The sequence below is a fragment of the Kocuria salsicia genome (assembly GCF_007681555.1).
GTDB classification, from domain to species: domain Bacteria; phylum Actinomycetota; class Actinomycetes; order Actinomycetales; family Micrococcaceae; genus Kocuria; species Kocuria salsicia.
The window spans coordinates 25,910-52,363 of sequence record NZ_VELE01000002.1; the positions used below are offsets into that span (position 1 = coordinate 25,910).

The 26,454-nt window shown below is 70.1% G+C and carries 26 protein-coding genes; 3 read left to right on the plus strand and 23 right to left on the minus strand.

Going from position 1 to position 26,454, the window contains the following annotated elements; genetic code table 11:
* Nucleotides 1–4: 4 nt before the first annotated feature.
* The 3 genes from rplT to infC form a co-directional block, all read right to left on the minus strand.
* Complete coding sequence (gene rplT, locus FS770_RS04935) at nucleotides 5–391, minus strand: 50S ribosomal protein L20 (RefSeq protein ID WP_055085659.1); 387 nt, start codon at nucleotides 389–391, stop codon at nucleotides 5–7.
* A 93-nt stretch (nucleotides 392–484) separates the two neighbouring features.
* Nucleotides 485–682, minus strand: coding sequence for a 50S ribosomal protein L35 (rpmI, locus tag FS770_RS04940; RefSeq protein ID WP_144942238.1), 198 nt, complete (start codon nucleotides 680–682; stop codon nucleotides 485–487).
* 117 nt (nucleotides 683–799) lie between these two features.
* Complete coding sequence (infC, locus tag FS770_RS04945; RefSeq protein ID WP_144942239.1) at nucleotides 800–1,831, minus strand: translation initiation factor IF-3; 1,032 nt, start codon at nucleotides 1,829–1,831, stop codon at nucleotides 800–802.
* Nucleotides 1,832–2,239: 408 nt separating this feature from the next.
* Between infC and FS770_RS04950 the strand changes: the two genes are divergently transcribed.
* On the plus strand, nucleotides 2,240–2,692 hold the full coding sequence (locus FS770_RS04950; RefSeq protein WP_144942240.1) for a DUF1844 domain-containing protein: 453 nt from the start codon (nucleotides 2,240–2,242) through the stop codon (nucleotides 2,690–2,692).
* Nucleotides 2,693–2,785: 93 nt separating this feature from the next.
* Here the strand turns inward: FS770_RS04950 and FS770_RS04955 are convergent, their stop codons facing one another.
* The 7 genes from FS770_RS04955 to FS770_RS04980 form a co-directional block, all read right to left on the minus strand.
* Nucleotides 2,786–3,646: an SseB family protein gene (locus FS770_RS04955; protein ID WP_144942241.1), complete on the minus strand. Its 861-nt coding sequence runs from the start codon at nucleotides 3,644–3,646 to the stop codon at nucleotides 2,786–2,788.
* Nucleotides 3,639–4,388: a bifunctional 1-(5-phosphoribosyl)-5-((5-phosphoribosylamino)methylideneamino)imidazole-4-carboxamide isomerase/phosphoribosylanthranilate isomerase PriA gene (gene priA, locus FS770_RS04960; RefSeq protein ID WP_144942242.1), complete on the minus strand. Its 750-nt coding sequence runs from the start codon at nucleotides 4,386–4,388 to the stop codon at nucleotides 3,639–3,641. The genes FS770_RS04955 and priA overlap by 8 nt, the downstream gene beginning before the upstream one ends.
* A 76-nt stretch (nucleotides 4,389–4,464) precedes the next feature.
* Complete coding sequence (locus FS770_RS13670) at nucleotides 4,465–4,626, minus strand: hypothetical protein (protein WP_186366700.1); 162 nt, start codon at nucleotides 4,624–4,626, stop codon at nucleotides 4,465–4,467.
* Nucleotides 4,623–5,318, minus strand: a complete 696-nt coding sequence (gene hisH, locus FS770_RS04965; protein ID WP_244944758.1) for an imidazole glycerol phosphate synthase subunit HisH — start codon at nucleotides 5,316–5,318, stop codon at nucleotides 4,623–4,625. Before hisH ends, FS770_RS13670 begins: the two co-directional genes overlap by 4 nt.
* 17 nt (nucleotides 5,319–5,335) lie before the next feature.
* Entirely contained in the window at nucleotides 5,336–5,953 is a 618-nt protein-coding gene (gene hisB, locus FS770_RS04970) for an imidazoleglycerol-phosphate dehydratase HisB (RefSeq protein WP_144942244.1), read from the minus strand.
* Nucleotides 5,954–6,160: 207 nt separating this feature from the next.
* Nucleotides 6,161–7,264, minus strand: coding sequence for a histidinol-phosphate transaminase (locus FS770_RS04975; RefSeq protein ID WP_144942245.1), 1,104 nt, complete (start codon nucleotides 7,262–7,264; stop codon nucleotides 6,161–6,163).
* A gap of 127 nt (nucleotides 7,265–7,391) precedes the next feature.
* Entirely contained in the window at nucleotides 7,392–7,892 is a 501-nt protein-coding gene (locus tag FS770_RS04980) for a LysM peptidoglycan-binding domain-containing protein (protein ID WP_244944759.1), read from the minus strand.
* A gap of 292 nt (nucleotides 7,893–8,184) precedes the next feature.
* On the opposite strand from FS770_RS04980, the gene lexA reads away from it, so the two are divergent.
* Nucleotides 8,185–8,949 (plus strand): transcriptional repressor LexA, encoded by a 765-nt coding sequence (lexA, locus tag FS770_RS04985; RefSeq protein WP_144942246.1) that lies wholly within the window; start codon nucleotides 8,185–8,187, stop codon nucleotides 8,947–8,949.
* 221 nt (nucleotides 8,950–9,170) lie between these two features.
* Here lexA and FS770_RS04990 read toward each other — a convergent pair whose 3' ends face one another.
* Both FS770_RS04990 and hflX read right to left on the minus strand, forming a co-directional pair.
* The gene (locus FS770_RS04990) at nucleotides 9,171–11,234 is read right to left on the minus strand and encodes an ATP-dependent DNA helicase (protein ID WP_144942247.1); all 2,064 of its coding nucleotides are present in this window, start codon (nucleotides 11,232–11,234) and stop codon (nucleotides 9,171–9,173) included.
* Nucleotides 11,231–12,883 carry a GTPase HflX gene (gene hflX, locus FS770_RS04995; RefSeq protein ID WP_144942248.1) on the minus strand — a complete coding sequence of 551 codons (1,653 nt, stop codon included), beginning with the start codon at nucleotides 12,881–12,883 and terminating at the stop codon, nucleotides 11,231–11,233. Before hflX ends, FS770_RS04990 begins: the two co-directional genes overlap by 4 nt.
* An 88-nt stretch (nucleotides 12,884–12,971) precedes the next feature.
* Between hflX and FS770_RS05000 the strand changes: the two genes are divergently transcribed.
* Nucleotides 12,972–13,589, plus strand: coding sequence for a class I SAM-dependent methyltransferase (locus tag FS770_RS05000; RefSeq protein WP_144942249.1), 618 nt, complete (start codon nucleotides 12,972–12,974; stop codon nucleotides 13,587–13,589).
* A 180-nt stretch (nucleotides 13,590–13,769) separates the two neighbouring features.
* Here FS770_RS05000 and dapF read toward each other — a convergent pair whose 3' ends face one another.
* From dapF to FS770_RS05055, 11 genes are all read right to left on the minus strand, one after another.
* Nucleotides 13,770–14,714: a diaminopimelate epimerase gene (dapF, locus tag FS770_RS05005; RefSeq protein ID WP_144942250.1), complete on the minus strand. Its 945-nt coding sequence runs from the start codon at nucleotides 14,712–14,714 to the stop codon at nucleotides 13,770–13,772.
* A gap of 5 nt (nucleotides 14,715–14,719) precedes the next feature.
* Nucleotides 14,720–15,667: a tRNA (adenosine(37)-N6)-dimethylallyltransferase MiaA gene (gene miaA, locus FS770_RS05010; protein WP_144942443.1), complete on the minus strand. Its 948-nt coding sequence runs from the start codon at nucleotides 15,665–15,667 to the stop codon at nucleotides 14,720–14,722.
* Nucleotides 15,668–15,706: 39 nt separating this feature from the next.
* Nucleotides 15,707–17,245 carry a tRNA (N6-isopentenyl adenosine(37)-C2)-methylthiotransferase MiaB gene (gene miaB / locus FS770_RS05015; RefSeq protein WP_244944785.1) on the minus strand — a complete coding sequence of 513 codons (1,539 nt, stop codon included), beginning with the start codon at nucleotides 17,243–17,245 and terminating at the stop codon, nucleotides 15,707–15,709.
* A gap of 130 nt (nucleotides 17,246–17,375) precedes the next feature.
* Complete coding sequence (locus tag FS770_RS05020) at nucleotides 17,376–18,176, minus strand: regulatory protein RecX (protein ID WP_222126489.1); 801 nt, start codon at nucleotides 18,174–18,176, stop codon at nucleotides 17,376–17,378.
* Between the two features lie 17 nt (nucleotides 18,177–18,193).
* Nucleotides 18,194–19,339 (minus strand): recombinase RecA, encoded by a 1,146-nt coding sequence (gene recA, locus FS770_RS05025; RefSeq protein WP_144942251.1) that lies wholly within the window; start codon nucleotides 19,337–19,339, stop codon nucleotides 18,194–18,196.
* 165 nt (nucleotides 19,340–19,504) lie between these two features.
* A complete protein-coding gene (locus FS770_RS05030) occupies nucleotides 19,505–19,726 on the minus strand; it encodes a DUF3046 domain-containing protein (protein ID WP_144942445.1) in 222 nt (73 codons plus the stop codon).
* Between the two features lie 202 nt (nucleotides 19,727–19,928).
* The gene (locus FS770_RS05035) at nucleotides 19,929–20,354 is read right to left on the minus strand and encodes a helix-turn-helix domain-containing protein (RefSeq protein ID WP_144942252.1); all 426 of its coding nucleotides are present in this window, start codon (nucleotides 20,352–20,354) and stop codon (nucleotides 19,929–19,931) included.
* Nucleotides 20,355–20,508: 154 nt separating this feature from the next.
* On the minus strand, nucleotides 20,509–21,078 hold the full coding sequence (locus FS770_RS05040) for a CinA family protein (RefSeq protein ID WP_244944760.1): 570 nt from the start codon (nucleotides 21,076–21,078) through the stop codon (nucleotides 20,509–20,511).
* A complete protein-coding gene (gene pgsA / locus FS770_RS05045; RefSeq protein ID WP_144942253.1) occupies nucleotides 21,075–21,707 on the minus strand; it encodes a CDP-diacylglycerol--glycerol-3-phosphate 3-phosphatidyltransferase in 633 nt (210 codons plus the stop codon). The genes FS770_RS05040 and pgsA overlap by 4 nt, the downstream gene beginning before the upstream one ends.
* Nucleotides 21,704–24,667, minus strand: coding sequence for an FtsK/SpoIIIE family DNA translocase (locus tag FS770_RS05050; RefSeq protein WP_145010427.1), 2,964 nt, complete (start codon nucleotides 24,665–24,667; stop codon nucleotides 21,704–21,706). The genes pgsA and FS770_RS05050 overlap by 4 nt, the downstream gene beginning before the upstream one ends.
* A gap of 84 nt (nucleotides 24,668–24,751) precedes the next feature.
* Entirely contained in the window at nucleotides 24,752–26,446 is a 1,695-nt protein-coding gene (locus FS770_RS05055) for a ribonuclease J (protein ID WP_145010430.1), read from the minus strand.
* Between the last annotated feature and the right edge of the window lie 8 nt (nucleotides 26,447–26,454).

Genomic DNA, 26,454 nt, shown 5'->3' on the forward strand with positions numbered 1-26,454 from the left:
GTGCTCAGGCGGCGGCGCGCGGCGCGGAGGTGTCCTCCGGCAGGGCGTCCTTGGCCACCTGGACCAGGGCCGCGAAGGCGGTCTCGTCGTTGACGGCCAGCTCGGCCAGCATGCGGCGGTCCACCTCGACCTCAGCGGCCTTCAGGCCCTGGATGAGGCGGTTGTAGGTCAGGCCGTTGGCGCGGGACGCGGCGTTGATGCGCTGGATCCACAGCCGGCGGAAGTCACCCTTCTTCTTCCGGCGGTCGTTGTACGAGTAGGTGTACGAGTGGAGCATCTGCTCCTTGGCCTTGCGGTACAGGCGCGAACGCTGTCCGCGGTAGCCCGACGCCTTCTCGAGGACTTCCCTACGCTTCTTGTGAGCATTGACTGCCCGCTTCACACGTGCCACGTGTGTACTCCTAACGGTTCGGTTCCGGCCCGAGCCGGAACATGTCTACCCGCCGCGCTGCCGCGACGAACTTCTGAGGGGACGAAAGAGGGCCTACTTGCCCAGCATCCGCTTGATGACCTTGGCCTCGCCCGGGGTGGAGACGATCTGATCGCCCGCGAGACGGCGGGTCAGGCGCGAGGACTTGTGCTCCAAGTAGTGGCGGCGGTTCGCCTGCTGGCGCTTGACCTTGCCCGAACCGGTCAGCTTGAAACGCTTCTTCGTCCCACTGTGGGTCTTCATCTTCGGCATGGTGGCCGTCTCCTTCTCCATCGACCGGTGTCACACACCGGCGGGCCGCGGCACGGGGCCGCGGCCATGCTGATGCCGGGCGATCACACGCCCGACGCTGTCAATCCTTGTGCGGCGCTACTTCTTGGCCGGGCCGGGCTTACGGGCGCCCGGCTTGGGAGCACCAGGCTTCGGGGCCGCGGGCTTCGCAGCAGCGCTCGGCTTGCTCGCCGCCGGCTTGGCCGACGCGACGGGCTTTGCAGCGGCGGCAGGCTTCGCCGACGCCGCAGGCTTGCTCGCAGCGGGCTCGGTCTTGGCCTCAGCCGCCGGCTTGGCAGCCTTCTCCTCGGCCGCGGGCTCCACGACGGTCTCCGTCGTCTCGCTCGCCGGCGCCACGGTGGCCTTGACCTCGTCCTCGGCCGCCACGGGGGCGGACTCCACGGGTGCCTCGGGGGCAGCCGTCTGGGGAGCCTCGGTCTGCGCGGCAGGCTTCTCCTCGGCAGGGGCCGACGCCGCCCGGCGCAGTTCCTCGGGGAATGCGTCCCCGATGGACTGGGTCACCGACTCCGCGGAGGAGGTGTCCACACGCTGCCCGCGCTCGTTGTCCGCCTTGGACTTCTCACGCTGCTGCTGCTTGCGGGCCTCGGCACGGGCCTCCGCCTTGTTCTTCAGCGGGCCGATCACCATGACCATGTTGCGGCCGTCCACGCGGGGCGTGGTCTCCACCGCGCCGACGTCCGCGACGTCGTCCGCGAGACGCTGCAGCAAGCGGACACCCATCTCGGGGCGCTGCTGCTCACGGCCGCGGAACTGGATCATGGCCTTGACCTTGTCCCCCGCGGAGAGGAAGCGCTTGGCGTGGCCCACCTTGGTCTCGTAGTCGTGCGTGTCGATCTTCAGACGGAAACGCACTTCCTTGAGCACCGTGTTGGCCTGGTTCTTGCGGGACTCACGGGCCTTGACCGCGGCTTCGTACTTGTACTTGCCGAAGTCCATGAGCTTGGCCACCGGGGGCTTGGCATTCGGGGCGACCTCGACCAGATCGAGATCCGATTCACGGGCCAGCCGCAGGGCGTCCTGGACGCGCACAATGCCGACCTGCTCGCCGCCAGGTCCGACCAGACGGACTTCCGGGACACGGATTCTGTCATTGATACGTGGATCGCTAATGCCAAGCTCCTAGGATTGTGGGTTGTCCCGCTGTCGGGTCCTCGACCGCAACGAAAAAACCTCCGCTGCGGCACGCGCGAGCGGAGGTAAAAACCACACTGTGGACCGATGAGTCGGGCACTCTTCCCGGACTTACCGGGAAGTGCTCGTTCGGTCACGAACCCGAGCACCTGTCGCTCCTCGATCTCTCGTGGAGCAGTCGGTGACGGGTGGGAGTCGCCTCCGCTTGCACACTGTCGTCCATGATAGCGCACCGGCACCCCTCTCGGCCAGCCTGGGCCGAGAGGGGTGCCGGGAGCGGGCCTGGCTGGACGCGGAGGCGGAGGAGGGCCCGTGGTCGACGTCGGGCGGGCCGTGCGCCGTCGCCGCCCCCTGTCTCCTCGGCGGCGCTGTTCTACAGTGGGACGCATGTCCGACGCACCGCGCTCCGAGCGCTACGAATTCACCGACAACCCCGGCACCCCTCCCGCCGACCACAAGCACCCCCCCGCCGAGACCCTCGGCCTCCCCGATGACACGGTGGACGCGGTCCAGGGGCAGATGCGCGACATTGCGGAGGTTCCCGCGGTGGAGGTCATCACCACCGCCGCAGTGCACCTCATGAGTGCCGCCGCCGTGAAGTGCGGCCTGGCCGCGGACGAGCACGCCGAGGAGCTCAAAGACCTCGACGAGGCGCGCAAGCTCATCACGGCGCTGGCCGGCTTCGTCACGGCCGCCGCTCCGGAGATCGGCTCGCAGCACGCGGGACCCCTGCGTGACGGACTGAAGTCCCTGCAGCTGGCCTTCCGCGAGGCCTCCCCGTTCCCGGACGCGCCGGGCGCGGGCCCGGGCGAGAAGTTCACCGGCCCCGTCTACAGCTGACAACTGCTGCGGTCGCAACGCCGGGCACACCCTGCACGCGAACGGCCCACGACCACGCCGGTCGTGGGCCGTTCTTGCCGTGCGGGCAGCACATCAGGAGATGAGACGAAGCTCCACCGAGTCCACGGCGTCCGCCATGACCTGCTCCGCGGCGAGCCGCTGCTGGTAGCGCTCCACAGCGGCCCGAACCTCGTGCTGGGACATGCCCGCGCGCAGCTGCAGGGTCACGGTCAGTTCCGGGCCCTCGCCCCCGCCCGTGAGAGGGGTGCCGTCCGCGCGGAGCGCGGCGAGACCGCGCCCCGGCCCGGCGAGGGCGGCCTGCACACCGTCGATGCCAAGGCCGGCGCGCACCACGGCGTCGTCCACCGCGAAGTCACGGTAGGACGGCGTCCATTCCTGGCCCTGTGCGACCGCCCACAGTGCCGGTCGGCGCACGACGAACGCCGGATCCGTTCCGGGATCGATCACGAGCATCGAGGAACCGTCCTGCACCGCGGACAGTGCTGCGCGGCGGATCTCCACGGCCACGGGACGGGCCTGCGCGTTCCAGGCCTGCAGCGCCGCCGTCGAGGTGAAGACGGGCAGCGCGGCGCGGCCGTCCGAGGCCGTGAGGCTCACGAGGGCCATGTCCGCCTCCTTGTCGGAGACCAGCCCGTCCTCGGTGATGTGGGACTGCGAGACCCGCGCCACGATGGGTACGAAGACGCGCGCGGATCCGAGGGCCGCCACGAGGTCCTGCTCACCCAGCCGCCCCTCGCGCCAGGCGGAGAGTGCGCGCTCCAGCCTCGGGTCCGCGGTACCGGGATCCTTGGAGAACTGGTGGGCGTGGCTGGTCCCCTCCCCCAGGTTCCGACCCTCCCAGATCTGTCCACCGGTGTCCGTGGCACCGCCCGCCGACCGCAGCTGGGCGGCGATGTGCGGAGGCAGGGGGCGGGCGTCCGGGGTCTCAGGCACCGGGGCGACCGGCGACTGCGAGGGCCTCGGAGAGCGTGAACCTTCCCGCGTAGAGGGCCTTGCCCACGATGGCTCCCTCGACTCCCGTGGCCACGAGCTCGCGCAGGGCCGCGATGTCCTCGAGCGAGGAGATGCCGCCGGAGGCCACCACGGGCTTGTCGGTGCGCCGCGCCACCTCCGCGAGCAGCTCGGTGTTCGGGCCCCGCAGGGTGCCGTCCTTGGTGACGTCCGTGACCACGTAGCGAGCGCAGCCGTCCGCCTCGAGCCGGTCCAGGACCTCCCAGAGGTCCCCACCGTCACGGGTCCAGCCACGGGCCGCGAGCGTGCTGCCGCGAACGTCCAGACCCACGGCGATCAGGTCCCCGTGCTCCGCGATCACCCGGCGGGTCCACTCCGGGTTCTCCAGGGCCGCGGTGCCGAGGTTGATGCGCGCAGGCCGCAGGGAGAGGACCCGCTCGAGGGACTCGTCGTCCCGGATGCCGCCGGACATCTCGATCTTCAGGTGCAGGTTCTCCGCGACGCGCCGTAGCACCTCGATGTTGTCGCCGCGACCGAACGCGGCGTCCAGGTCCACCAGGTGCAGCCATTCGGCCCCGGCATCCTGCCACGAGCGCGCCGCCTCCAGCGGATCTCCGTATCCCGTCTCGGAACCGGCTTCGCCCTGGACGAGGCGTACGGCCTGCCCTCCCTGGACGTCCACCGCCGGCAGCAGCTCGAGGCGGGGTTCGGTGGTCTCGGTCATGTCTCTCCTCGCGTCAGCGCCGGGTGGCGCGCTCAGGGTGTCGGTGGGTGTCCGGGGGCGTCTGGGCCGTGGGGCCTCACACGCTCACGGACCACGAGTACGCTCCGTAGCCGATGAGTGCCGCGGCGATGACCGCGATCAGGATCACCGACCACAGGGGTTTGCGCTGCTGGTGGAACGAGATGGCGCCTCCCACGAAGAACGCCCCCGCCACGAGCACCAGGAGTGAGGGTGTCACGGGGTGACCTCCGATCCGGTGGCGGGCATGCGCCCCTGCATGCGGCCGGTGCGCGGGAGCGTGGCGAGCCAGTTGCGCAGCAGCGCGAGGCCCGCGCGAGAGGACTTCTCGGGGTGGAACTGGGTGGCGCTCAGCGGACCGTTCTCCACCGCGGCCACGAATGGGGTTCCGTGCTTGGCCCACGTGACGGCCGGCGGGGACATCTGCTCGATGCTCTGGTCGAACGCCCAGTCCTGCACCCCGTAGGAGTGCACGAAGTAGAACCTCTCGTCCTCCAGGCCGCGGAACAGCACGGAACCCTCCGGGGGCTGCACCGTGTTCCAGCCCATGTGGGGAACGACGGGAGCAGCCAGCCGCTCGACCGTGCCCGGCCACTGGCCCAGCCCCTCGGACTCGCGTCCATGCTCCACACCGCGTTCGAACATGACCTGCAGCCCCACGCAGATGCCCAGGACCGGGCGGCCCCCGCTGAGACGGCGGTCGATCAGACGCGGCGCGTCCACGGCGCGCAGCCCGGACATGACCGCCTCGAAGGCACCCACGCCCGGGACGAGCAGACCGTCCGCGTCCGCGACGTCGCGCGGGTCCGCGCTGAGCTTCACGCGCGCCCCGGCCGCCTCGAGCGCCCGGACCGCGGAGCGGACGTTGCCCGCCCCGTAGTCCAGCACGACGACGTCGGGGGCGTCACTCACCCCGGTGTCCACCCCGCTCACAGTGACCCCTTCGTGGATGGGATGGAGCCTGCCATGCGCGGATCCAGCTCCACAGCCTCGCGCAGCGCCCGCGCCAGGGCCTTGAACTGGGCCTCGACGATGTGGTGCGGGTCCCGGCCGCGGAGGAGCTCCACGTGCAGGCACAGCTGTGCGTGGTGGGCCAGCGACTCGAAGACGTGACGGGTCATGGACCCGGTGAAGTGCCCGCCGATCAGGTGGTACTGCTGCCCCTCCGGCTCCCCGAGGTGCACCGTGTATGGACGCCCGGAGACGTCCACCACCGCGGAGGCCAGGGCCTCGTCCAGCGGCACGGTGGCCTGCCCGTAACGGCGGATCCCGCGCTTGTTCCCGAGAGCCTCGCGCAGCGCCTCTCCGAGCACGATCGCCGTGTCCTCCACCGTGTGGTGGACGTCGATGTCCGTGTCACCGTGCGCCTGGACGTCCAGGTCGATCAGGGAGTGCTTGGACAGGGCGGTGAGCATGTGGTCGTAGAACGGGACGGTCGTCTCGATCCGCGACGTCCCCGTGCCGTCCAGGTTGACGCTCACGCGCACCGTGGACTCACTCGTCACGCGCTCCACGCTGGCGGTTCGCTGCTTCTCGGCTGCGCTCATGTGCTGCGTTGACTCCTTGGTGTTCGTGTCCCGCGACCCTTCACGGGACCGTTCCATTCTAGGCGGGCCCCCCGACCGGCTGAACCGCGCCGACGGTACTGCGTCGTGGGCCGGATGGACACCGTCCCCTCGTCCAGCACCGGGCCAGTCGCGCCAGGTCAGCCCCAGGTGACTGCTGGCCTCGTGCCGCCCGGCCCGGGCGCCTCGTCAGTGGACGGACAGGTGGTCCTCCACGGCCTCGAGGAACGCGGTAGTCTCTGCCTCCGTGCCGGCCGTGACGCGCAGGTGGCCGGGAATGCCGACGTCGCGCACCAGGACGCCCCGGTCCAAGAGCGCCTGCCACATGTCGTGGGCGTCCCCGTGGCACGCGAAAAAGACGAAGTTGGAGTCCGACTCCGCCGGGGTCAGGCCCATGCGCTTGAGCTCGTCCACGATCCGGTCCCGCTGCATCTTGACGTCCTCCACCGTGGCCAGGAGCGTCTCGTGGTGAGCCAGCGCCGCCAGTGCCGTCGCCTGGGTGACGCTCGAGAGGTGGTAGGGCAGGCGCACGAGCCGCATGGCATCAGCGACCTCGCGGGCCGCTGCGAAGTACCCGAGCCTGGCGCCGGCCAGCGCAAAGGCCTTGCTCATGGTGCGGGTCACGATCAGTCGGGGCCGGCCCTCCAGCAGGGTCAGAGCGGACGGCGTGCCGAAGCGCGCGAACTCTGCGTACGCCTCGTCCACGACCACCACGGTGTTGGCGTCCTCCCCCGCCTCGTACACGGCACGGACCACGTCCAGGCCCAGGGCGGTACCCGTGGGGTTGTTCGGCGAGCACAGGAAGACGACGTCCGGTGCGTGGGTCCGCACCTGCTGCGCGGCCGACTCTGCAGAGAGCGAGAAGTCCTCGGCGCGACTCCCCGCGGTGAACTCCGTGCCGGTACCGAGGGCCAGCAGGGGGTACATGGAGTACGTGGGGACGAAGCTCAACACGGAGCGGCCCTGGCCCCCGAACGCCTGGAGGATCTGCTGCAGGATCTCGTTCGAGCCGTTGGCCGCCCAGAGGTTGTCCTCGGTGAGACCGTGGCCCAGGTAGTTTGCGAGTGCGCGGCGCAGGTCCGTGAAGTCGCGGTCCGGATACCGGTTCAGGGACACGGCCGTCTCGTGCACGCGCCTCGTGATGGCCTCCACGACGTCGTCCGGCACGGGATGCGTGTTCTCGTTCGTGTTCAGCGCGACCGCGACCTGCAGCTGGGGAGCCCCGTACGGGGACATTCCGCGCAGGTCGTCGCGCAGCGGAAGGGAGTCGAGGGGTGCGGCGGGATTGTTCACCGCCCCAGTCTATGAACTTCTCCGAGGAAGTTCTTCGAGGACGTTCTCCATGCGGTTACGAGTTGCCGGCCACCGGGGCAAACCGGCGGCAACTGCTCCGATCCGGGTCCCCGGGCCCCGGAGGGCATCAGCGGGCCGGCACCTCGAGGACCTGTCCGGCCATGAGCGAGGGCGAGGAGAGCCCGTTGAGCTCCGCGATGTCACTCATGACCTCGCGGGTGTCGCGCTGGGGCTCCGAGGAGGCAGCGATCTCCCACAGCGTCTGGTTCGCCTGCACGGTGACGCTGCGGGTGACGGGTTCCGCCACGCTGTCAGTGGAGGCCTTGACGGTGGCCGGGAGGAGGAACACCGCAGCCACCACGAGAAGCGCCGCGGCACCGGTGACGAACGGGAGCCCCATCAGCAGGAAGCGCCCTCGGCGGGTGAGGTGAACGCCGGACCCGGCACTCCCGCTCGCCCCCTCCGGGCGGCGCCCGCGGGCACTCGCTCCGGCTGCGCGCACGGTGCTCGCCCCGCGGGTGGCCGCCGGAGCGGCGACCGTGGCCGCGCGACGGGCGGCGCGGGAGAGGCGGGACACGGGTGCGGCGGCACCGCGACGTAGGGACCTCGGCATGATGAGTGCGGTCACGACAACCTCCTGGTGATCGGGGCGGCGCCACCTCCCGGCGGCGGTGTTCGAATCCTGTACTGCGTTCGTAGAACACACCTTCGAATGACAGGTTTCAGTTCTAGCACGGATGTACGAACACTGTCGAGGCTGTTTTCGAACACATATTTGAATCGGCGGCCTTTCGCGGGTTAAGCTCGAGGTCACACAGCAGTCAGTCGACCCCACATCTCCGACACGCATAAGCGCCCCAGCGCCGCGCCGTCCCCCTGGGACACCACCGCACCGCGTGACACGGCGAAAGGACCCGCACGTGAGCACTTCTTCCCCGGATCGCCGCGCGGCAGAGACCCGCGCGCGTTCGCTCACCCCGCGGCAGGCCAGGATCCTGGCCGCCGTCCAGCGCTCCATCGCCTCACGGGGCTACCCGCCGTCCATGAGGGAGATCGGGGACATCGTGGGTCTGGCCTCCCTCTCCAGCGTCACGCACCAGCTCGGCCAGCTCGAGAAGTGGGGGTACCTCCGCCGCGATCCGCGCCGCCCGCGCGCCATGGAGGTGCTCCGTCCGCTCAGCGCCGAGGAGCTGAACCGCCACCTGGGGGCCGAGCAGGATGCTCCCGAGGCCCGCGGGGAGATGGCCGGCCGTCTTCCGTCCCCGTCCGTCCACACGATCGGAGACCTCCCCTCCGCGGACGAGTCCTCCGCCATGGTCTCCGTACCCCTCGTGGGACGCATCGCCGCCGGTGGGCCCATCACGGCCGAGCAGTCGGTCGAGGACGTCTTCTCCCTCCCGCGTCAGTTCGTGGGTCACGGCCAGCTGTTCATGCTGAAGGTCTCCGGCGACTCCATGATCGACGCCGCCATCTGCGACGGCGACTGGGTGGTCGTCCGCCAGCAGAACTCGGCGGAGAACGGCGACGTCGTGGCTGCCCTGCTCGACGACGAGGCCACTGTCAAGACATTCCGCCAGCGCGACGGGCACACCTGGCTGCTGCCGCAGAACACGCGCTACGAGCCGATCCTCGGCGACCACGCCACAGTGATGGGCAAGGTCGTCTCCGTCTTCCGCGCCCTGTAGTCCGGCCCGGGACCAGCCACCCCACCGCGTCACCGCCACGGGGGCACCCACCCACACGTGGGATCGCAGCAGCATCGGCGCGCAGCCACCCTGCGTCGTCGTCACCCAGACCGCGGTGGCACCCGCGTGCCCTCCAGTGGTTCCGTCAGGGCGAGGCAGCGTCGGCGTTGCCGGTACCCGCCTCGACCCGCCACACAGCCAGGTCCAGCCCGGGGGCTCCGTCAGGAGGCATCGAGGCGCTTCAGCGCGCCGAGCACCGTCTGCCGGTCCGTCGTGCGCCACAGGGGAGGCAGCGAACGGGTCAGGAAGGATCCGTACCGGGCCGTGGCCAGGCGGGAGTCCAGCACGGCGACGACGCCGCGGTCCCCGCTCGAGCGGATCAGCCGACCGGCACCCTGGGCGAGCCGCACCGCGGCGTGGGACGCGGAGACCGTCATGAACCCGTTACCTCCCGCCCGCTCCGTGGCACGCGTGCGCGCGGTGCCCAGCGGATCATCGGGGCGGGGAAACGGGATCCGGTCGATCACCACGAGCCGACAGGAGTGCCCGGGAACGTCGACCCCCTGCCACAAGCTCATGGTGCCGAAGAGACTTGCCGCGGGGTCGTCCGTGAACTCCTTGACGAGCGAGGGCAGGGAGGCGTCCCCCTGGCACAGGATGGGCAGCCCCGTGCGTTCTCGCAGCGCCTCGGCAGCGTCCTCAGCGGCGCGGCGGGAGGAGAAGAGTCCGAGCGCCCCTCCGCCGGACGCCTCGAGGAGTTCCAGCAGCTCGTCGAGCTGCTCGTCCGATACTCCGCGCCCCGGTTTCGCCAGGTGCTTCGCCACGTAGAGGATGCCCTGGCTGCGGTAGTCGAAGGGGCTGCCGACGTCCACGCCGCGCCACTTCGGTGCCCCGGGGCCCTGCAGCCCGAGAGATCCGGCGACGGAGGCGAAGGAGGAGCCCACGGCCAGCGTGGCGGAAGTCAGGACCACTGTGCGACCGTCGAACAGCCCCTCCCGCAGGGGCCCGGCCACGCTGAGGGGTGCAATGTTGAGGGTGGCGGGCTCCCCCGGGCCGGCCCCTTCGTAGCCGGCTCCGGGACTCCACCTGCCCACCCTGGAGATCCACAGGACGTCCCTGGTGGTGTCCGCGCCCAGCATCCGCTCGGCGGTGTCGAGCAGCTCGGAGAGCCGCGATCGCGCGGCGTGCCGCCCGGCGTCCTCTCCCTTGCTCTCCCCCTTGGTCTCGCTCAGCCCCGTGCGGGCGGCGTCCTGGACTCCCCGCACCGCGTAGACCTGCTCCTCGGTGAAACCGCGGGGCAGCAGCCCGGACTGCTCGTCCTCGAAGGCACGGTCGAAGGCCTCGGCGGCGCGCTCAAGCGCTTCGCCGGAGGCGGCCGTGTGCTTGCGCACACCGGTTCCCGCCGCGCGCACGGCCGCCGCGGACAACGACGCCGTCACGGCTCCCGTGACACGGTCGCGCAGCTCGTGCGCCTCGTCCACGATCACGACGTCGTGCTCGGGCAGCACCGCGAGTCCCTCGAAGGCGTTGATCGCGAGCAGCGCGTGGTTGGTGATCACCACGTCCGCCTCTCCCGCCTGGGCCCGCGCCCGCTCGGCAAAGCACTCCTCCACCAGGGGGCACTTGCGCCCCAGGCACTCCTTCGCGGTGACCGAGACCTGGCGCCACGCGGCGTCCGAGACACCGGGCTGGACATCGTCCCGGTCACCGGTCTCGGTGGACCCGACCCACTCCCGCAGCCGCACCACCTGCTGGGCGAGCCCACCAAGGGGACGCTCCGCCCCGGAGCCGGCACCGCCGGTGGCCGTGCCGGGCACGGAGAACAGCGCGGCGTCGTCATCCTCCGGGTAGCCGCCCTCCACCTTGTGCAAGCACGCGTAGTTGGAACGACCCTTGAGCAGGGCCACGGTCGGGCGTTCGTCGAGCTCGTGCTCGAGGGCGTCCAGCAGACGGGGGACGTCGCGGCCGGTGATCTGGGACTGGAGGGCGAGCGTGGCGGTGGCAACGACTACGGGCTTGTCCGCGTTCCGGGCGTGGCGCAACGCCGGCACGAGGTACGCGAGGGACTTGCCCGTGCCCGTGCCGGCCTGCACCAGCAGGTGCCTGCGGGTCTCCAGCGCCTCGGCGACCTTCGCGGCCATGAAGCGCTGCCCTTCCCGCCGCTGGCCTCCCAGGGCGGCGACGGCGGCGTCCAGCAACTCGAGGGCGTCCGCACCCCCGGGCAGGGACTCCGGGCGGACGTCCGAGATGTCCGCCCCGGTCTCGTCGATGAACACGGAGGTCATGCGCCGGCGGGATCCTCCGCGCCCGGGACCAGGTAGGGCTCGAGGTCCGCCACGAGGTCCTCGCGCACCCGCACGTGCAGCCGGGTGCCGTCCTCCGTGTGCTCGGTGCGCAGGATCTCGGCGTCCTGGGCGTGCAGCCGTGAGACGACCTCCCCGTGAACGTAGGGCACCATCAGCTCCAGCTCGTGGTCCGGGCGCGGGATGGCGGCCGCGATCAGGCGCTGCAGCTCCTCGACCCCCTCTCCCGTGCGAGCGGAGACGGCCACCGAGGGGTTCTCGTGGTTGCGCAGACGCGCGAGGACCACGGGATCCGCGACGTCCGCCTTGTTCAGCGCCACGATCTCGGGGATGCTGTTCGCCCCCACGTCCGTGAGAACGTCACGCACTGCCTTGAGCTGGCCCTCGGGGTCCGGGTGAGAGGCGTCCACCACGTGCACGATCACGTCCGCATCCGCTACCTCCTCCAGCGTGGAGCGGAACGCCTCGACCAGCTGCGTGGGCAGCGAGCGCACGAAGCCCACCGTGTCCGCGAGGGTGTAGCCGATACCGTCAGGGGTCTCGGCCTTGCGCACGGTGGGGTCCAGCGTGGCGAACAGCGCGTTCTCCACGAGTACCCCGGCGTCCGTGAGCCGGTTCAGGAGGGAGGACTTCCCCGCGTTGGTGTAGCCGGCGATGGCCACGGAAGGAACGGAATTGCGCTTACGGTTCAACCGCTTGGTCTCGCGGGCCGGCTTCATTCCCGCGATCTCGCGGCGCAACTTGGCCATGCGCTGACGGATGCGACGGCGGTCCAGCTCGATCTTGGTCTCACCGGGGCCGCGGCTGCCGATGCCCTCGCCGGACGCGGCACGGCCACCGGCCTGGCGCGAGAGGGAGTCGCCCCAGCCGCGCAGGCGGGGAAGCATGTACTCGAGCTGCGCGAGCTCGACCTGCGCCTTGCCCTCCTTGGACTTCGCGTGCTGCGCGAAGATGTCCAGGATGAGTCCGGTGCGGTCGATGACCTTGACCTTGACCACGTCCTCCAGAGCACGGCGCTGGGACGGGGCGAGCTCAGCGTCCACGACCACGGTATCCGCTCCCGTGGCGGCCACGACATCCTTGAGCTCGAGTGCCTTGCCCGAGCCGAGGTACGTGCCGGGGTCAGGGTTCACGCGGCGCTGCAGCAGGCCGTCCATGACCTCGGAGCCGGCGGTCTCCGCCAGGGCGGCGAGTTCCCGCAGGGAGTTCTCGGCGTCCGCCAGGGTGCCGCTCGAGAAAACGCCGGCAAGAACCACGCGCTCCAGGCGCAGCTGGCGGTACTCGACCTCGGTGACGTCCTCGAGCTCCGTGGACAACCCCGCGACGCGGCGCAGGGCGTGACGCTCCGCGAGGTCCTGCTGCTCGCCGTCGCCGACGCCGTGGTGCTCGTTCTCCGCGGCCAGCTCTCGGGCGCGCCCCAGGTGCTCGCGGCTGGTGCGGGCCCCGCTCTCTGTCACGGCGACGTCACCGTCGGCCGGATGGGAGCCGGCTGCGGCCAGGGGGGCCTCGGCGCGGCTGCGTGCGCGGGCCAGAACCCTCGAGACGACGTCCTCGAGCTGCGGGCCGGTCAGGTCACCGGGCTGCGCGGAGTCCTGCGGCGCGGCGTCCCGGTGGGTGTGAGATTCAGTCATGTATTCCTGTGTTCGGAAGGGGTGGTCAGTGCTGACAGTCTAGCGCCGGGCACCGACACACCCCGGGCGGGCACTACCATGTGGAGCCATGACCCCCGAGCCCGCCGCGCAGCACTACTTCGTTTCCGACCCGGCCGTGGCACAGAAGCCGCGCCGGATCACAGCGGAGCTGAGGGGACGCACCGTGGAGGTAGGCACCGACGCGGGAGTCTTCTCCCCCGGGGCGCTGGACAAGGGAACGGCGGCACTGCTGCGCAACGTCCCGGATCCCCAGGGGCGATCCTTCCTCGACATCGGTTGCGGCTGGGGCCCACTGACCATCGCGCTGGCCCAGGCCGACCCGGAGGCGAGCGTCACGGCCGTGGACGTCAACGAGCGTAGCCTCGCCCTGACCGCGGCCAACGCGCAGGGACTGGGCCTCACGGGCGTGCAGACCTTCCTTCCCGAGGACGTCCCCGCAGAGCTGACCTTCGACACCATCTGGTCCAACCCGCCCATCCGGGTGGGCAAGGACGCCCTGCACCAGATCCTCTCCCAGTGGCTGCCCCGGCTCGCTCCCGGCGGCACCGCGTGGCTCGTGGTGCAGAAGAACCTCGGCGGGGACACTCTCCAGCGCTGGTTGCGGGAAACCCTGCCGGAGGATTTCCACGTGCGCCGCGCGGCCACGGACAAGGGCTTCCGGATCATTGCGGTGGAAAGGGACTGACCCCGCGCGGCCTGGCCCCACGTGTGCGGTCAGGAGCAGGCGATGGCGCGCAGTGCGTCCGGGCCCTGGCGTGGTCCCGTGCGGGCAGGTGGGTGGGTGGGCAGCAAGTACAGCCACCCACCGGACCGCGGCACGCACGGCCAAGGAACGCCCGGCGACGCCGCGCGGCCACCCCGCGCCTCACACAAGTTCGGCGGTGGCCACCACTCGCACCGGGCCGGCCAGCACCACGTGCTCCGTGCCGTCCGGGGCCGGGACGAAGGTGACCGAGAGCACTCCCCCGGGAACCCGCACGAACCAGCGGTCCGGTGAGTCCTGCCCGCCCCAGAAGCGCGTGGCGGCCGCGGCGGCGCACGCACCCGTGCCGCACGAATAGGTCTCCCCGACCCCGCGCTCGTGCACGCGCATCTCGATGCGGCCCACGGCGTCGTCGTCGTGCTCCAGGGGCACCACGAACTCCACGTTCGTGCCGTCTCCCGGCGCCGGGTCCACGACCGGCGCAGTGTGCAGGTCCAGGGCGTCCAGCTTCTCTCCCTCGGACAGCGCGACGACCGTGTGCGGGTTGCCCATGCTCAGCGAGATCCCCGGGCGCTGGACTGTGAGGCCCGAGACCGAGACCAGACAGTCGGAACCACGCTCACGAGCGGCGTCACCGTGCTCGAAGCTCCAGGGACCCATGTCCACCGCGTACCCGTCCGCGGTGCGCGCGACGCTGCGGACGCCCGCCCGGGTGCCGATCCGAAGCCGGGCTCCGCGTGGCAGGGTGACGAGGCCCTCCCGCACCAGATGGTCCACGAAGACGCGCACGCCGTTGCCGCACATCTGCGCGACCGAGCCGTCCCCGTTGCGGTAGTCCATGAACCACTCGACGTTCGGCGACCGCTCGGCGAGCCGACGGCCCTCCGGCACGTGCTCGGCACGCACGGCACGGATGAGGCCGTCCCCGCCGAGTCCCAGATGCCGGTCGCACACCGCGGCCACCGTGTCCGCAGAGACGTCCAGCGAGCCGTCCAGGTCCGTGAAGACCACGAAGTCGTTGCCCGTGCCGTGCGCCTTGCTGACGCGCACTCCCGCCAGTTCCCGCCAGTGCGCGGCGCCGCCCGTTGCCTCACTTGTTTCCGTCATGCCCGTCATCCTACTGACCGCGCAGCACGGCCCGCGCGGTCCGCGAGCTCGTCCACCCCGCCGGGGGTGGCGGCGTCGAGCCAGTGGACCCGCGAGTCGGCGCCGAACCACGTGCGCTGCCGCTTGGTGAACCGGCGCGTCGCCACCACAGTCTGCTCGCGCGCCTGCTCGAGGTCGAGGGTGCCGTCCAGCACGGCCAGCAGCTGCGGATACCCCAGGGCCCTGCCCGCTGTAGGGCTCTCCCGCAGCCCCCGTGCCTCCAGGGCACGCACCTCCTCAAGCCAGCCGCGCTCGAGCATGACGTCCACACGGCGGGCCAGGCGCTCGGCGAGCACCTCCCGGTCCATGCCCAGGCCCACCTGGACGGTGGGCCGCACGTAGTGCCGACGCGGCATGAAGGACGTGAACGGTCGGCCCGTGAGCTCGTGGACCTCGAGCGCCCGGACCAGCCGCCGCTCGTCCTTGACCCGAGCGGCAGACTCCGGGTCCACGGCGGCCAGCCGTTCCAGCAGGGGTGCCCGCCCGTGCCGGGCCAGCTCCGCCTCGAGACGCGCACGGATGCCGGCGTCAGTGCCGGGGAACTCGATGTCGTCGAGCACCGCGCGGACGTAGAGACCGGAACCTCCCACGAGGACCGGCACGCGGCCCCGGCCGACAATCTCCGTGATGGCACGGCGGGCCTCACGCTGGAACGCGGCGACGGAGGCCTCCTCGTGGATCTCCAGGACGTCCAGCAGATGGTGCGGCACCCCGCCCCGTTCCTCGGGCGGGAGCTTGGCCGTGCCGATGTCCATTCCCCGGTAGAGCTGCAGGGCGTCCGCATTGACGACCTCCCCGTCCAGCCGGTGGGCCAGGGCAATGCCGAGGTCCGACTTCCCTGTGCCGGTGGGACCCACGACGGCTACGAGCGGCGGGCCGTCCGGGCCTCGTCCTGGCGCATCCGGCTGCTTCACGACGTCGGGGCCCGCCTGTCCGTCCACTGCCGGCACGGCTCAGGGTCTCCGCAGGGACGGCATGCCGAGGCCCACTGGCCCCGGTGCCCCGGACGACGAAGGCGCGGCGCAGGACTCGGCCTGCGCCGCCTCCCAGGCGTCCCCACCGCGGGTGCGGCGCAGCTCGTACTCGGAGACGTCACGGGGATCCGCGAGCAGGTGGTAGGCCGCTGCGCTCGTCACGGGGACGCTCACGACGTCCCCCGGCCTCGGCTGGGGTGCGCCCTCCGGCACACTGAAGTGGACCAGGCGCTGGTCACGGCCCCTGCCCGAGAGCCGGTGGGTGCTCTGCGCCTTGCGGCCCGACTGTGCGCTCACGAGGACCTCCGCGCGGGAACCGACCAGCTCACGGTTCAGGCGGGCACTGATCTCGTCCTGCAGCGCCGTGAGACGCTCGAAGCGCTCCTGCACAACGGCCGCGGGCACCTGGTCGGTCATCTCTGCCGCGGGGGTGCCGGGGCGCACCGAGTACTGGAACGTGAATGCCGAGGAGAACTCGGAGGCGGCCACCACGTCCAGCGTGTCCTGGAAGTCCTGCTCCGTCTCCCCGGGGAAGCCCACGATGATGTCCGTGGTGATGGCCGCGCCAGGAATGCTCGCGCGGACACGTTCCAGGATCCCCAGGAACTTCTTCGAGCGGTAGGAGCGGCGCATGTTTTTCAGGATGCGGTCCGAACCGGACTGCAGCGGCATGTGCAGCTGCGGCATCACGTTGGGAGTCTCGACCATGGCGTCGATCACGTCATCCGTGAACGCCGCCGGGTGCGGACTCGTGAACCGCACGCGTTCCAGCCCCTCGATCTCCCCGCACGCGCGCAGCAGCTTGGCGAACGCGCCGCGGTCTCCGAACTCGACGCCGTAGGAGTTCACGTTCTGCCCGAGCAGCGTCACCTCCACCGCACCGGAGTCCACCAGGGCCTGCACCTCGGCAAGGATGTCCCCGGGACGGCGGTCCTTCTCCTTGCCGCGCAGCTGCGGGACGATGCAGAACGTGCACGTGTTGTTGCACCCCACGGAGATCGACACCCATCCGGCGTAGGCCTGCTCGCGCTTGGTGGGAAGCGCAGAGGGGAACGTCTCCAGAGACTCGAGGATCTCCACCTGGGCCTGCTCGTTGTGACGGGCCCGTTGCAGCAGCACCGGCAGAGAGCCGATGTTGTGCGTGCCGAAGACCACGTCCACCCACGGTGCCTTCTCCACGATCGTGGCGCGGTCCTTCTGGGCCAGACAACCGCCCACGGCGATCTGCAGCCGGTCGTTGCGACGCTTCACCGGTGCGAGCTGACCGAGCTGGCCATAGAGCTTGTTGTCCGCGTTCTCCCGCACCGCGCACGTGTTGAAGACGACCAGGTCCGGCTCCCGGCCCACGGCCGGAACGTAGCCGGCGGTCTCCAGCAGACCGGTGATGCGCTCGGAGTCGTGGGCGTTCATCTGGCACCCCAGGGTGCGCACCTCGTAGGTCGGCGCAGCCTCGCGGGCGTCGAACGCTTTGTACGGGGCGGAGGGCTGGAGGGGTTGCGGCTGAACCGACCGGGGCATCTGAGTCACCCCCTCATTTTAGGGATCGGGTCAAATTCTCCCCCGGTGGCGTCAGTCAGCTCCGGCGGTGGCGAGATGCGGGCCAGTAACTGCACCGGGCGTGCCCTCAGCACCTCGGCACCTTAGCGGCTCAGGGGGTGTCCCACACGTCCGCGCCGTCCAGGTCCGGCCGTTCTTCCCCGGCTCCCGCCGATCCGAGGTCCGCCAGCTCCTCCTTCACAACGGCGAACGCGAGCCCCGGTGCGTACCCCTTCCGGCCGAGCATGCTCACCAGCCTGCGGGTGAGCTTCTCGTACTCTTTGCGGTCGCTCGGATCCAGGGTAGCTGGGAGCTTCTTGCGGACGAGTTCGTGGGCGTCCCGGAGCTCGTCCTCGTCCGAGCGCTGGTCCAGGGCCTGCTCCGCGATCTCACCGATGATCCCCCGGTGCGAGAGTTCACGGCGCAGCGCTGACCGGGACAGGCGCCGGGTCTCAGCCCGCGAACGGACGAACATCGCCGCAAAAGCGCGGTCGTCCACGAGGTTGACCTCTTCGAGGCGGTCCAGCACCTCCCCGGCGACGTCGTCCGGGATGTCCTTGTCCGCCAGTTTGTCCTCCAGCTGGCGCCGTGACTTCGCCGATGCCGTCAGCTGACGCAGCACGATCGACCGGGCGCGCTCGCGCACCCCGAGGTCTTCCCCGCCGTGTGCTTCACCGGTGGAGGTTTCTGATCCGCCCTCAGGGACCAGCGCCGGCCCCTCCCCCGGCTCGGCGTGGTGCTGCGCCACGGGAGGAACCGCGAACAGCGCGTGCCCCGAGGAGGCGGGTTCGGGGAGCGCGTTCCCCGACGGGGTGGAGTCGGCCGCGGACCGCGACGCGGACGCCGCCGCCGGGCCACGGCGAGATGCCGTGGCCCGGCGGCGGCGGGCATCGTAGCGTGACGAGTCACTCATGGGTGCGGTCCCTCACCTCAGAAGGCGGGAAGCTCCGTGTCGTCCTTTTGGGGAGCGAAGGGCGCGCCAGGGTCCAGGTCCTGGCCGACGTCCTCCAGTGCGTCCGCATCCTGTGACGCCTCGTCCGGATCCTCGGTGATGCCAAGCTTCACCAGGATCTTGCGCTCGATCTCCTGGGCGAGTTCCGGGTTGTCCTTGAGGAATCGGCGGGAGTTCTCCTTGCCCTGCCCCAGCTGGTCGCCCTCGTAGGTGAACCACGCACCGGACTTCTTGACGATCCCGTGCTCCACCCCCATGTCGATCAGACCGCCCTCGATGGAGATCCCCTGGCCGTAGAGGATGTCGAACTCGGCCTGCTTGAACGGCGGGGCCATCTTATTCTTGACGATCTTGGCGCGCGTGCGGTTGCCCACGGGGTTGGCACCATCCTTGAGCGTCTCGATGCGGCGGACGTCCACGCGTACGGACGCGTAGAACTTCAGCGCCTTGCCACCCGTGGTGGTCTCCGGCGAGCCGAAGAAGACGCCGATCTTCTCGCGCAGCTGGTTGATGAAGATGGCCGTGGTGTTGGTGTGGGACAGCCGCCCCGTGATCTTGCGCAGCGCCTGGGACATGAGGCGGGCCTGCAGACCGACGTGGCTGTCACCCATCTCGCCCTCGATCTCCGCCTTGGGCACGAGGGCCGCCACGGAGTCGATCACGATGATGTCGATGGAACCGGAGCCCACCAGCATGTCCATGATCTCGAGCGCCTGCTCGCCGGTGTCCGGCTGGGAGACCAGCAGGTTGTCCGTGTCCACGCCGAGCTTCTCCGCGTAGGCGGGATCCAGGGCGTGCTCGGCGTCGATGAACGCGGCGATGCCGCCAGCCTTCTGAACGCTGGCGACCGCGTGCAGGGCCACGGTGGTCTTACCGGAGGATTCCGGGCCGTAGATCTCCACGACGCGGCCCCGGGGGAACCCGCCAATGCCCAGCGCGACGTCCAGTGCGATGGATCCGGTGGGGATGGTTTCGATCTTCGTAGCGGGACGGTCACCCAGCCGCATGACCGAGCCCTTACCGTAGTTCTTGTCGATCTGGGAGAGCACGGTGTCCAGTGCCTTCTCACGATCAGAGCCGGCCACCTGAGAGGGTGCGGGTGCACCCTTGGACTTGGCTGCCATGTTTCACCTCTGGTTCTCGGGGGCCGGTGTGGCCCTGATGATGTCTTCGCAGTCCACGGTATAGCGGGGGTCCGACACCCATAAGAGACCGGTGCCGGGTGTGGAGTACGCGCGACCGGGTTCGAATATACCTTCGAATCCGGTGCGGTGCACGTCGGCCCGCCCTCACCGCCGCGGAGGCTGGTCCGGCCCCCACCACCGGGACTGCGGCACCTCCTGCGCGCGGCACACCGCGAACCACACGGTCTTGGGGTCCTCCCCCGCCTCGAGCGCCTCGCTCGCCGTGCGGTCCCCCAGCTCGGACAGCACGAGGTCCCGCGCCAGCACCCTGCAGTAGGCTGCCCCGAACTCGTGGGCCATGAGTTCCCAGAACGCACTCACTCGCATGCTCGTCACCTCCTCCTCGTCGTGGTCTCTTCCCCGCGAACCACCCGGGCACGTGCCCTCGGTCGGCTGACCCTCCCGAATCGCACGGCACGATTCCACGGGCCGGACCCGCACACGACACGGACCCGCCCGAGGGCGGGTCCGTTCGTGTGTTCCCAAGTCCCCTGGCCGGAGGCGAGCACCTCCCGCGCCAGGGGTTCTCTCAACGCGCGCTCGCGGCGCTGCCGCCGCGCAGCTGGCGCATCTCCCGGGTGAACTCCTCCGTCATCTCCGACGGCACGGTGTCCGGGATGAAGTTGCCCTCCGCGTAGGCGAGCCGGTCAGCGACCTCGCGCAGCATCTGGGACATGGGGATCTCCAGGGCCGTGCAGATCGAGGCAAGCAACTCCGAGGACGCTTCCTTCTGGCCGCGCTCCACCTCGCTGAGGTATCCCAGGGAGACGCGGGCGCTGTGCGAGACCTCGCGCAGCGTGCGCCCCTGGCGCTGGCGGACGTTGCGCAACACCTCTCCGATCTCCTGGCGCAGAACGCCCACCTTCATCTCGTGGGTCTCCGCGTGAGTTTCATCGGCCACACCCACGTCCTTCCAACGGACGACACCATTGACAGACACGGGTTGCTTCGTCATGTGAATTGCCTACTCCTCGTACGAACGAACGGGGCCTCTCCGCACCATCCCGGCTGCGGTGGATTCCAGAGAACTTGAGCCCGACTGGCTCAATACTCCGACTGTCATAACGTGCTTGCATGTTCAATTGTTCCCTGCGGCCGCCCGAAAAGCACTATGCGTTGGCTGTGAAAGCAATTTGAGTCGTCAGTATGTCGATCGCACGTGCCACGGTGGCGGCCCGGATACCCGTTCGGTCACCCGTGAGGGTGAGGCGGTGCGAGGAGTCGCCCGTGGGACCGCTGACGCCCACGAACACCGTGCCCACGGGGTGGCCGTCGTGTGGTTCCGGCCCGGCGACGCCGGTGGTCGACACCGCCCAGTCCACACCGAGGGCCTCGCGCGCCCCGCGCGCCATGGCGGCAGCGACGTCCGCGTCCACCGCCCCCACACGCTCCAGCAGCTCGCGGGACACCCCCAGCACATGCTCCTTGACGGCGTGCGAGTAGCTCACCACGGCGCCCTCGAAGCACGACGACGCCCCGGCGACCGTGACGATCTCCGACGCCACCGCACCTCCCGTGAGGGACTCTGCCGTGCCCACCGTGATACCGAGGCGCGTGGCGAGCGTGACCAGCCCCGCGGCGTCGTGCCCGCAGACACTGCTGTCCCGCCCGGACAGGACAGTGTTGTCACCAGCCGCAGCGGCGTCGTTGCCCGGGGCGGACGGCACCGAGCCGCTCACTCGCCCTCTCCCCTGACCGCGCGGTTGCGCAGCTGCACGGCCTTTACGACGTAGTCCACACCGGTGACCACGGTGGCGAGCAGTGCCAGAGCCGTCAGCAGCCACGCGAGCCACAGCCACCACTGGCCCACGAACGGGGCGAGGGGAAGCAGCAGCGCGATCAGGGCCGCGGTCTGCAGCACGGTCTTGGTCTTGCCACCCTTGGACGCCGCCATGACCCCGTAGCGAATCACGACAAAGCGCATGACGGTAATGCCCCACTCGCGCACCAGGATGACGATGGTCACCCACCACCACAGCTCCCCGAGCATCGAGAGCACCACGAACGCCGCTCCCGTGAGCAGCTTGTCCGCGATGGGGTCCGCGATCTTGCCGAAGCTCGTGATGAGGTTGCGGGCACGCGCGATGTCCCCGTCCAGCTTGTCGGTGAGCATCGCCAGCCCGAAGGTCACGACCGCGGCCCACCGCATGGCCATGGAGTCCTCGCCGTGTGTGCCCCCGGCCACCAGGAACCACACGAAGAACGGCACCATCACGATGCGCAGCGCGGTCAGTGCGTTCGGCAGGTTCCAGTTCGAAGCCCTGGGGGCAGGGTCACCCTGGGGCGTTACGTCGTGGTTTGTGGTCATCGTCCCGTCAGCTCCCATGCGTCCTCGGATTCATCGGACCCGTCGTGGTAGTCGTGTGCAACATCGGCAAGCGAGGCCTCGACCGGGTCCTCACCGTAGTCGACCGAGCCGTTCACCGCACCGGCTCCCGCGGTTCCCGCGGCCTCCTGCGCTGTCCCGCCACCGGCCGGCGGCTCCTCCCCGCGGATCAGTGCCAGGGTGGCCGCGAGGTCGTCCGGCTTGACCAGCACGTCCCGGGCCTTGGAGCCCTCGGAGGCGCCGACGACGCCGCGGGACTCCAGCAAATCCATGAGCCGCCCGGCCTTGGCGAAGCCCACGCGCAGCTTGCGCTGCAGCATGGATGTGGAGCCGAACTGCGTGGTGATGATCAGTTCCGCGGCCTGCAGCAGGACGTCGAGATCGTCCCCGATGTCCTCGTCAATGGCCTTCTTGGGTGCCTCCTGCACGACGTCGTCCCGGTAGTGCGCGGACATCTGGGACTTCACGTGCTCCACGACCTTGTGGATTTCGGACTCGGAGACCCACGCGCCCTGCACGCGCATGGGCTTCGAGGCGCCCATGGGCAGGAAGAGGGCGTCTCCCTGGCCGATGAGCTTCTCCGCACCGGGCTGGTCCAGAACCACGCGCGAATCCGTGACCGATGACGTCGCGAAGGCCATGCGGGAGGGCACGTTCGCCTTGATCAGGCCCGTGACCACGTCCACCGAGGGGCGCTGGGTGGCGAGCACCAGGTGGATGCCCGCGGCACGGGCGAGCTGGGTGATGCGCACGATGGCATCCTCGACGTCCCGTGGGGCGACCATCATGAGGTCCGCGAGCTCGTCCACGATCACCAGCAGGTACGGGTAGGGCCGGATGGTCCGCTTGGAGCCGGGCTCCGGTTGGACCTTGCCGTTGCGCACGGCCTTGTTGAAGTCGTCGATGTGCTTGTACCCGAAGTGGGAGAGGTCGTCGTAGCGCGCATCCATCTCCCGCACGACCCACTGCAGGGCCTCGGCGGCCTTTTTGGGGTTCGTGATGATCGGGGTGATCAGGTGCGGCACGCCCTCGTACGCGGTGAGCTCAACGCGCTTGGGATCCACCATGACCAGGCGCACCTCGTCCGGGGTGGAACGCATCAGGATGGAGACGATCATCGAGTTCACGAACGAGGACTTGCCCGCCCCTGTGGCACCAGCCACGAGCATGTGCGGCATCTTGGCCAGGTTCGCGAGCACGAAGCCACCCTCGACGTCCTTGCCCACACCCATGATCATGGGGTGCTCGGACGTGCGGGCCTTCTGCGAGCGCAGCACATCGCCCAGCGCCACGGTCTCGCGGTCCGTGTTCGGGATCTCGATACCGATCGCGGACTTGCCCGGGATGGGCGAGAGGATGCGGACGTCCGCCGAGGCCACGGCGTAGGCGATGTTCTTGGACAGGGCGGTGACGCGCTCCACCTTGGTGCCGGATCCCAGCTCAATCTCGTAGCGAGTGACCGTGGGGCCGCGGGAGAAGCCCGTGACCTCGGCGTCCACCTTGAACTGCTGCAGCACGTTGGTCAGCGCGGCGACCACCTGGTCGTTTGCCTCGGAGCGCTCCTTCGCCGGGGGCCCCTGCACGAGGTCCGCGACCGGAGGCAGGCTGTAGGCGACGTCGCCCTGCAGCTTCAGCTGCTCGGAGCGGGCGGGGATCGGAGTGCTGGGCGTGTGGGTGCGGGTCGCGACGTCGTGGGAGCCTCCGGGCTCGTGGACGTCCGTGGTGTCGTCCAGCGCGGCGAGGGCCGGGGCGTCCGACGCCGCGGCGGTGTCCCCGGCCGGCGCGATGCCCTGCTCCTCGCGCAGCTTCTGGGCCTCGCGCTGGGAGCGGGTGGGCCGCTTCTCACCGGGGCGCAGCGCGGGCTCGGGGCTCGGCACCGAGTCGGTGGACTGGAGGTCCGCGGCGTCCGCGGTCTTGGCCTTCGTGGCGGTGGCGCGGGCCCTCGAAGAGCCGCCCTTGCGGGGAGCGCTCGAGCCCAGGTCGAACACGCTCGTGGCGTGTGCTCCCTTCGCCTCGCGGCGGTTGGCCTCGTCGACCACAGCGCGTTCAAAGGCCTCGTCCCCGTCGTAGCGGTCCAGCTCCTCGCGCTCCCGACGACGCCGCGAGCGCGCCGTGCGGGCGGAACGCGCCGTGCTCGCGGGGTCCAGGTAGGAGCGGTCATGCTGCGGGGCGGAGAGGTCCGTGCTGCGCGGCTCCGTCTGGCCCGTGAGCCTGCGGTAGAGCAGGTGCAGCCGGGGCCCGATCTCCCCCACGGGCGTCGCGGTCATGACGAGCAGCGCCAGCACGGCGAGCGCCACGAGGACCACGAGCGCGCCCCACGGGGTGATGAGAGATGACAGCGGGTCCGCCGCGAGGAAGCCCACGAAGCCCCCGGCGCTCCATACCGCCTCGAAGCCGTCTCCCAGGGAGGGCGAGCCGCCCGCAATGTGGGCGGTTCCCGCTCCGGCGACCGTCAGCGCGAGCAGTCCGATGGCGATGCGGTTGTTGGCCTGGGTGGCCTCGGGGTGGCGGAAGATCCGCACGGCGAAGCAGAAGCAGAAGATGGGCAGCACCAGGGCCATGAACCCGAAAGTCCCGCCCACCACGGCGTGTGCCCAGGACGAGGGAACAGCCACGGCGGCGAAGTCCACGCCGCGCAGGTTCCACCACTCGAGCGCGGCGATCAGCACTGCGAGCACGAGCCACACAAGGGCCCCACCGTCACGGCGCTGCTCGGGGGCGATGTCCGTGCGCAGGGTGCCTACGCGACGTACCGCGGCACCCACCACGTGTCCGACGCCCGACCACGCGTTCACAATCCCCCGCAGGGCACCCGGGGCTGCCGAGGAGGTCTTGGCCGTGCCGCGGGCCGGGGTCTTCCTGCCATTCTTGGGGGATCCCGAGGACTTCGCGGACCGGGTGGCGGTCTTCGCGGAGCGCGCGGGGGAAGTTCGTGACGCCATGCTTCCAGGGTACCCGGACGGACAGCGGCCCGCCCGGAGTGCATGTCGGGCGGGCCGCTGGAGCTGGGTGGTGGGGCCGTGGGCTCAGGCCTCGACGACCACCGGGACGATCATGGGCTTGCGGCGCAGCTTTCGCGAGACCCAGGAGCCCACCGTTCGGCGCACGATCTGCTGCAGCTGGTGGGAGGTGTGGTTCTTCCCGCTCTCCCCCAATGCCTCCTCCAGCGCGGCGGCGATCTTCGGACGGATCTCGTTGAAGACCTTGTCCTCCTCCGCGACGCCGCGGGCGTGGATGTCCGGGCCGGAGACAATCTTGCCGGTGTCCCGGTTCACCACCGTGACCACAGAGATGAAGCCCTCTTCACCCAGCGTCATGCGGTCCTTGAGGTCGGCCTCGGTGATCTCTCCCACCGAGGAGCCGTCCACGTAGATGAACCCGCACTCCACCTGACCGGTGATCTTGGAGGCCCCGTTGTGCATGTCCACCACGGTGCCGTTCTCCGCGAGGATTACGCGGTCCTCCGGGACACCGGTCTCCTTGGCGAGGTCACCGTTGGCAATCAGGTGGCGGACCTCACCGTGAACGGGCATGACGTACTCGGGCTCCACGATGTTGTAGCAGTACAGCAGCTCGCCCGCCCCGGCGTGGCCTGAGACGTGCACCTTCGCGTTGCCCTTGTGCACCACGTGGGCCCCCAGGCGCATGAGCCCGTTGATCACGCGGAACACAGAGTTCTCGTTGCCCGGGATCAGGGACGAGGCCAGGATGACGGTGTCGCCCTCGTTGACCTGTACCTTGTGGTCCCCGTTGGCCATGCGGGACAGCGCGGCCATGGGCTCGCCCTGGGAACCCGTGCACATGATGACCAGCTTGTCGTCCGGGTAGTCCGCGACCTTCTTCTGGTCCACGAGCACGTTCGGCGGGACGTCCAGGTAGCCGAGCTTCTCTGCGATCGTCATGTTGCGGATCATGGAGCGGCCCATCAGGACCACCTTGCGACCGTTGGCCACCGCGGCGTCGAGCACCTGCTGGACACGGTGCACGTGCGAGGAGAAGGAAGCCACGATCACTCGCTGCTTGGCGCGGGAGACCACGTCCGTGAGGACGGGGCCGATGGCCTTCTCCGACGCGATGAATCCGGGGACCTCAGCGTTGGTCGAGTCGGTGAGGAACAGGTCCACACCCTCCTCGCCGAGCCGCGCGAAGTGACGCAGGTCCGTGATGCGCCCGTCGAGGGGCAGCTGGTCCATCTTGAAGTCGCCCGTGTGCAGCACCGTCCCGGCCTTGGTGCGCAGGAACACGGCCAAGGCGTCCGGGATGGAGTGGTTCACCGCGACGAACTCGCACTCGAACTCGCCCAGCTTCTCCACCTGCCCCTCGCGCACGGCCATGGTGAAGGGCTTGATGCGGTGCTCCTGCAGCTTGGCCTCGATCAGCGCGAGAGTCAGCTGCGAGCCCAGGATGGGAATGTCCGGGCGCCGCTTGAGCAGGTACGGGACGGCGCCGATGTGGTCCTCGTGGCCGTGCGTGAGCACGATCGCCACGATGTCGTCCAGGCGGTCCCGGAGGTAGTTGATGTCCGGCAGGATCAGGTCAACACCGGGCTGCGTCTCCTCGGGGAAGAGCACGCCGCAGTCGACCACGAGCAGCTGCCCGTTGATCTCGAACACGGTCATGTTCCGGCCGACCTCGCCGAGCCCGCCCAGCGGAATGACACGCAGGGTGTCCTTCGCCAGTGCGGGGGGCTTGACAAGGTCAGCGGTGTTCCATTGGGTCATGAGACCCC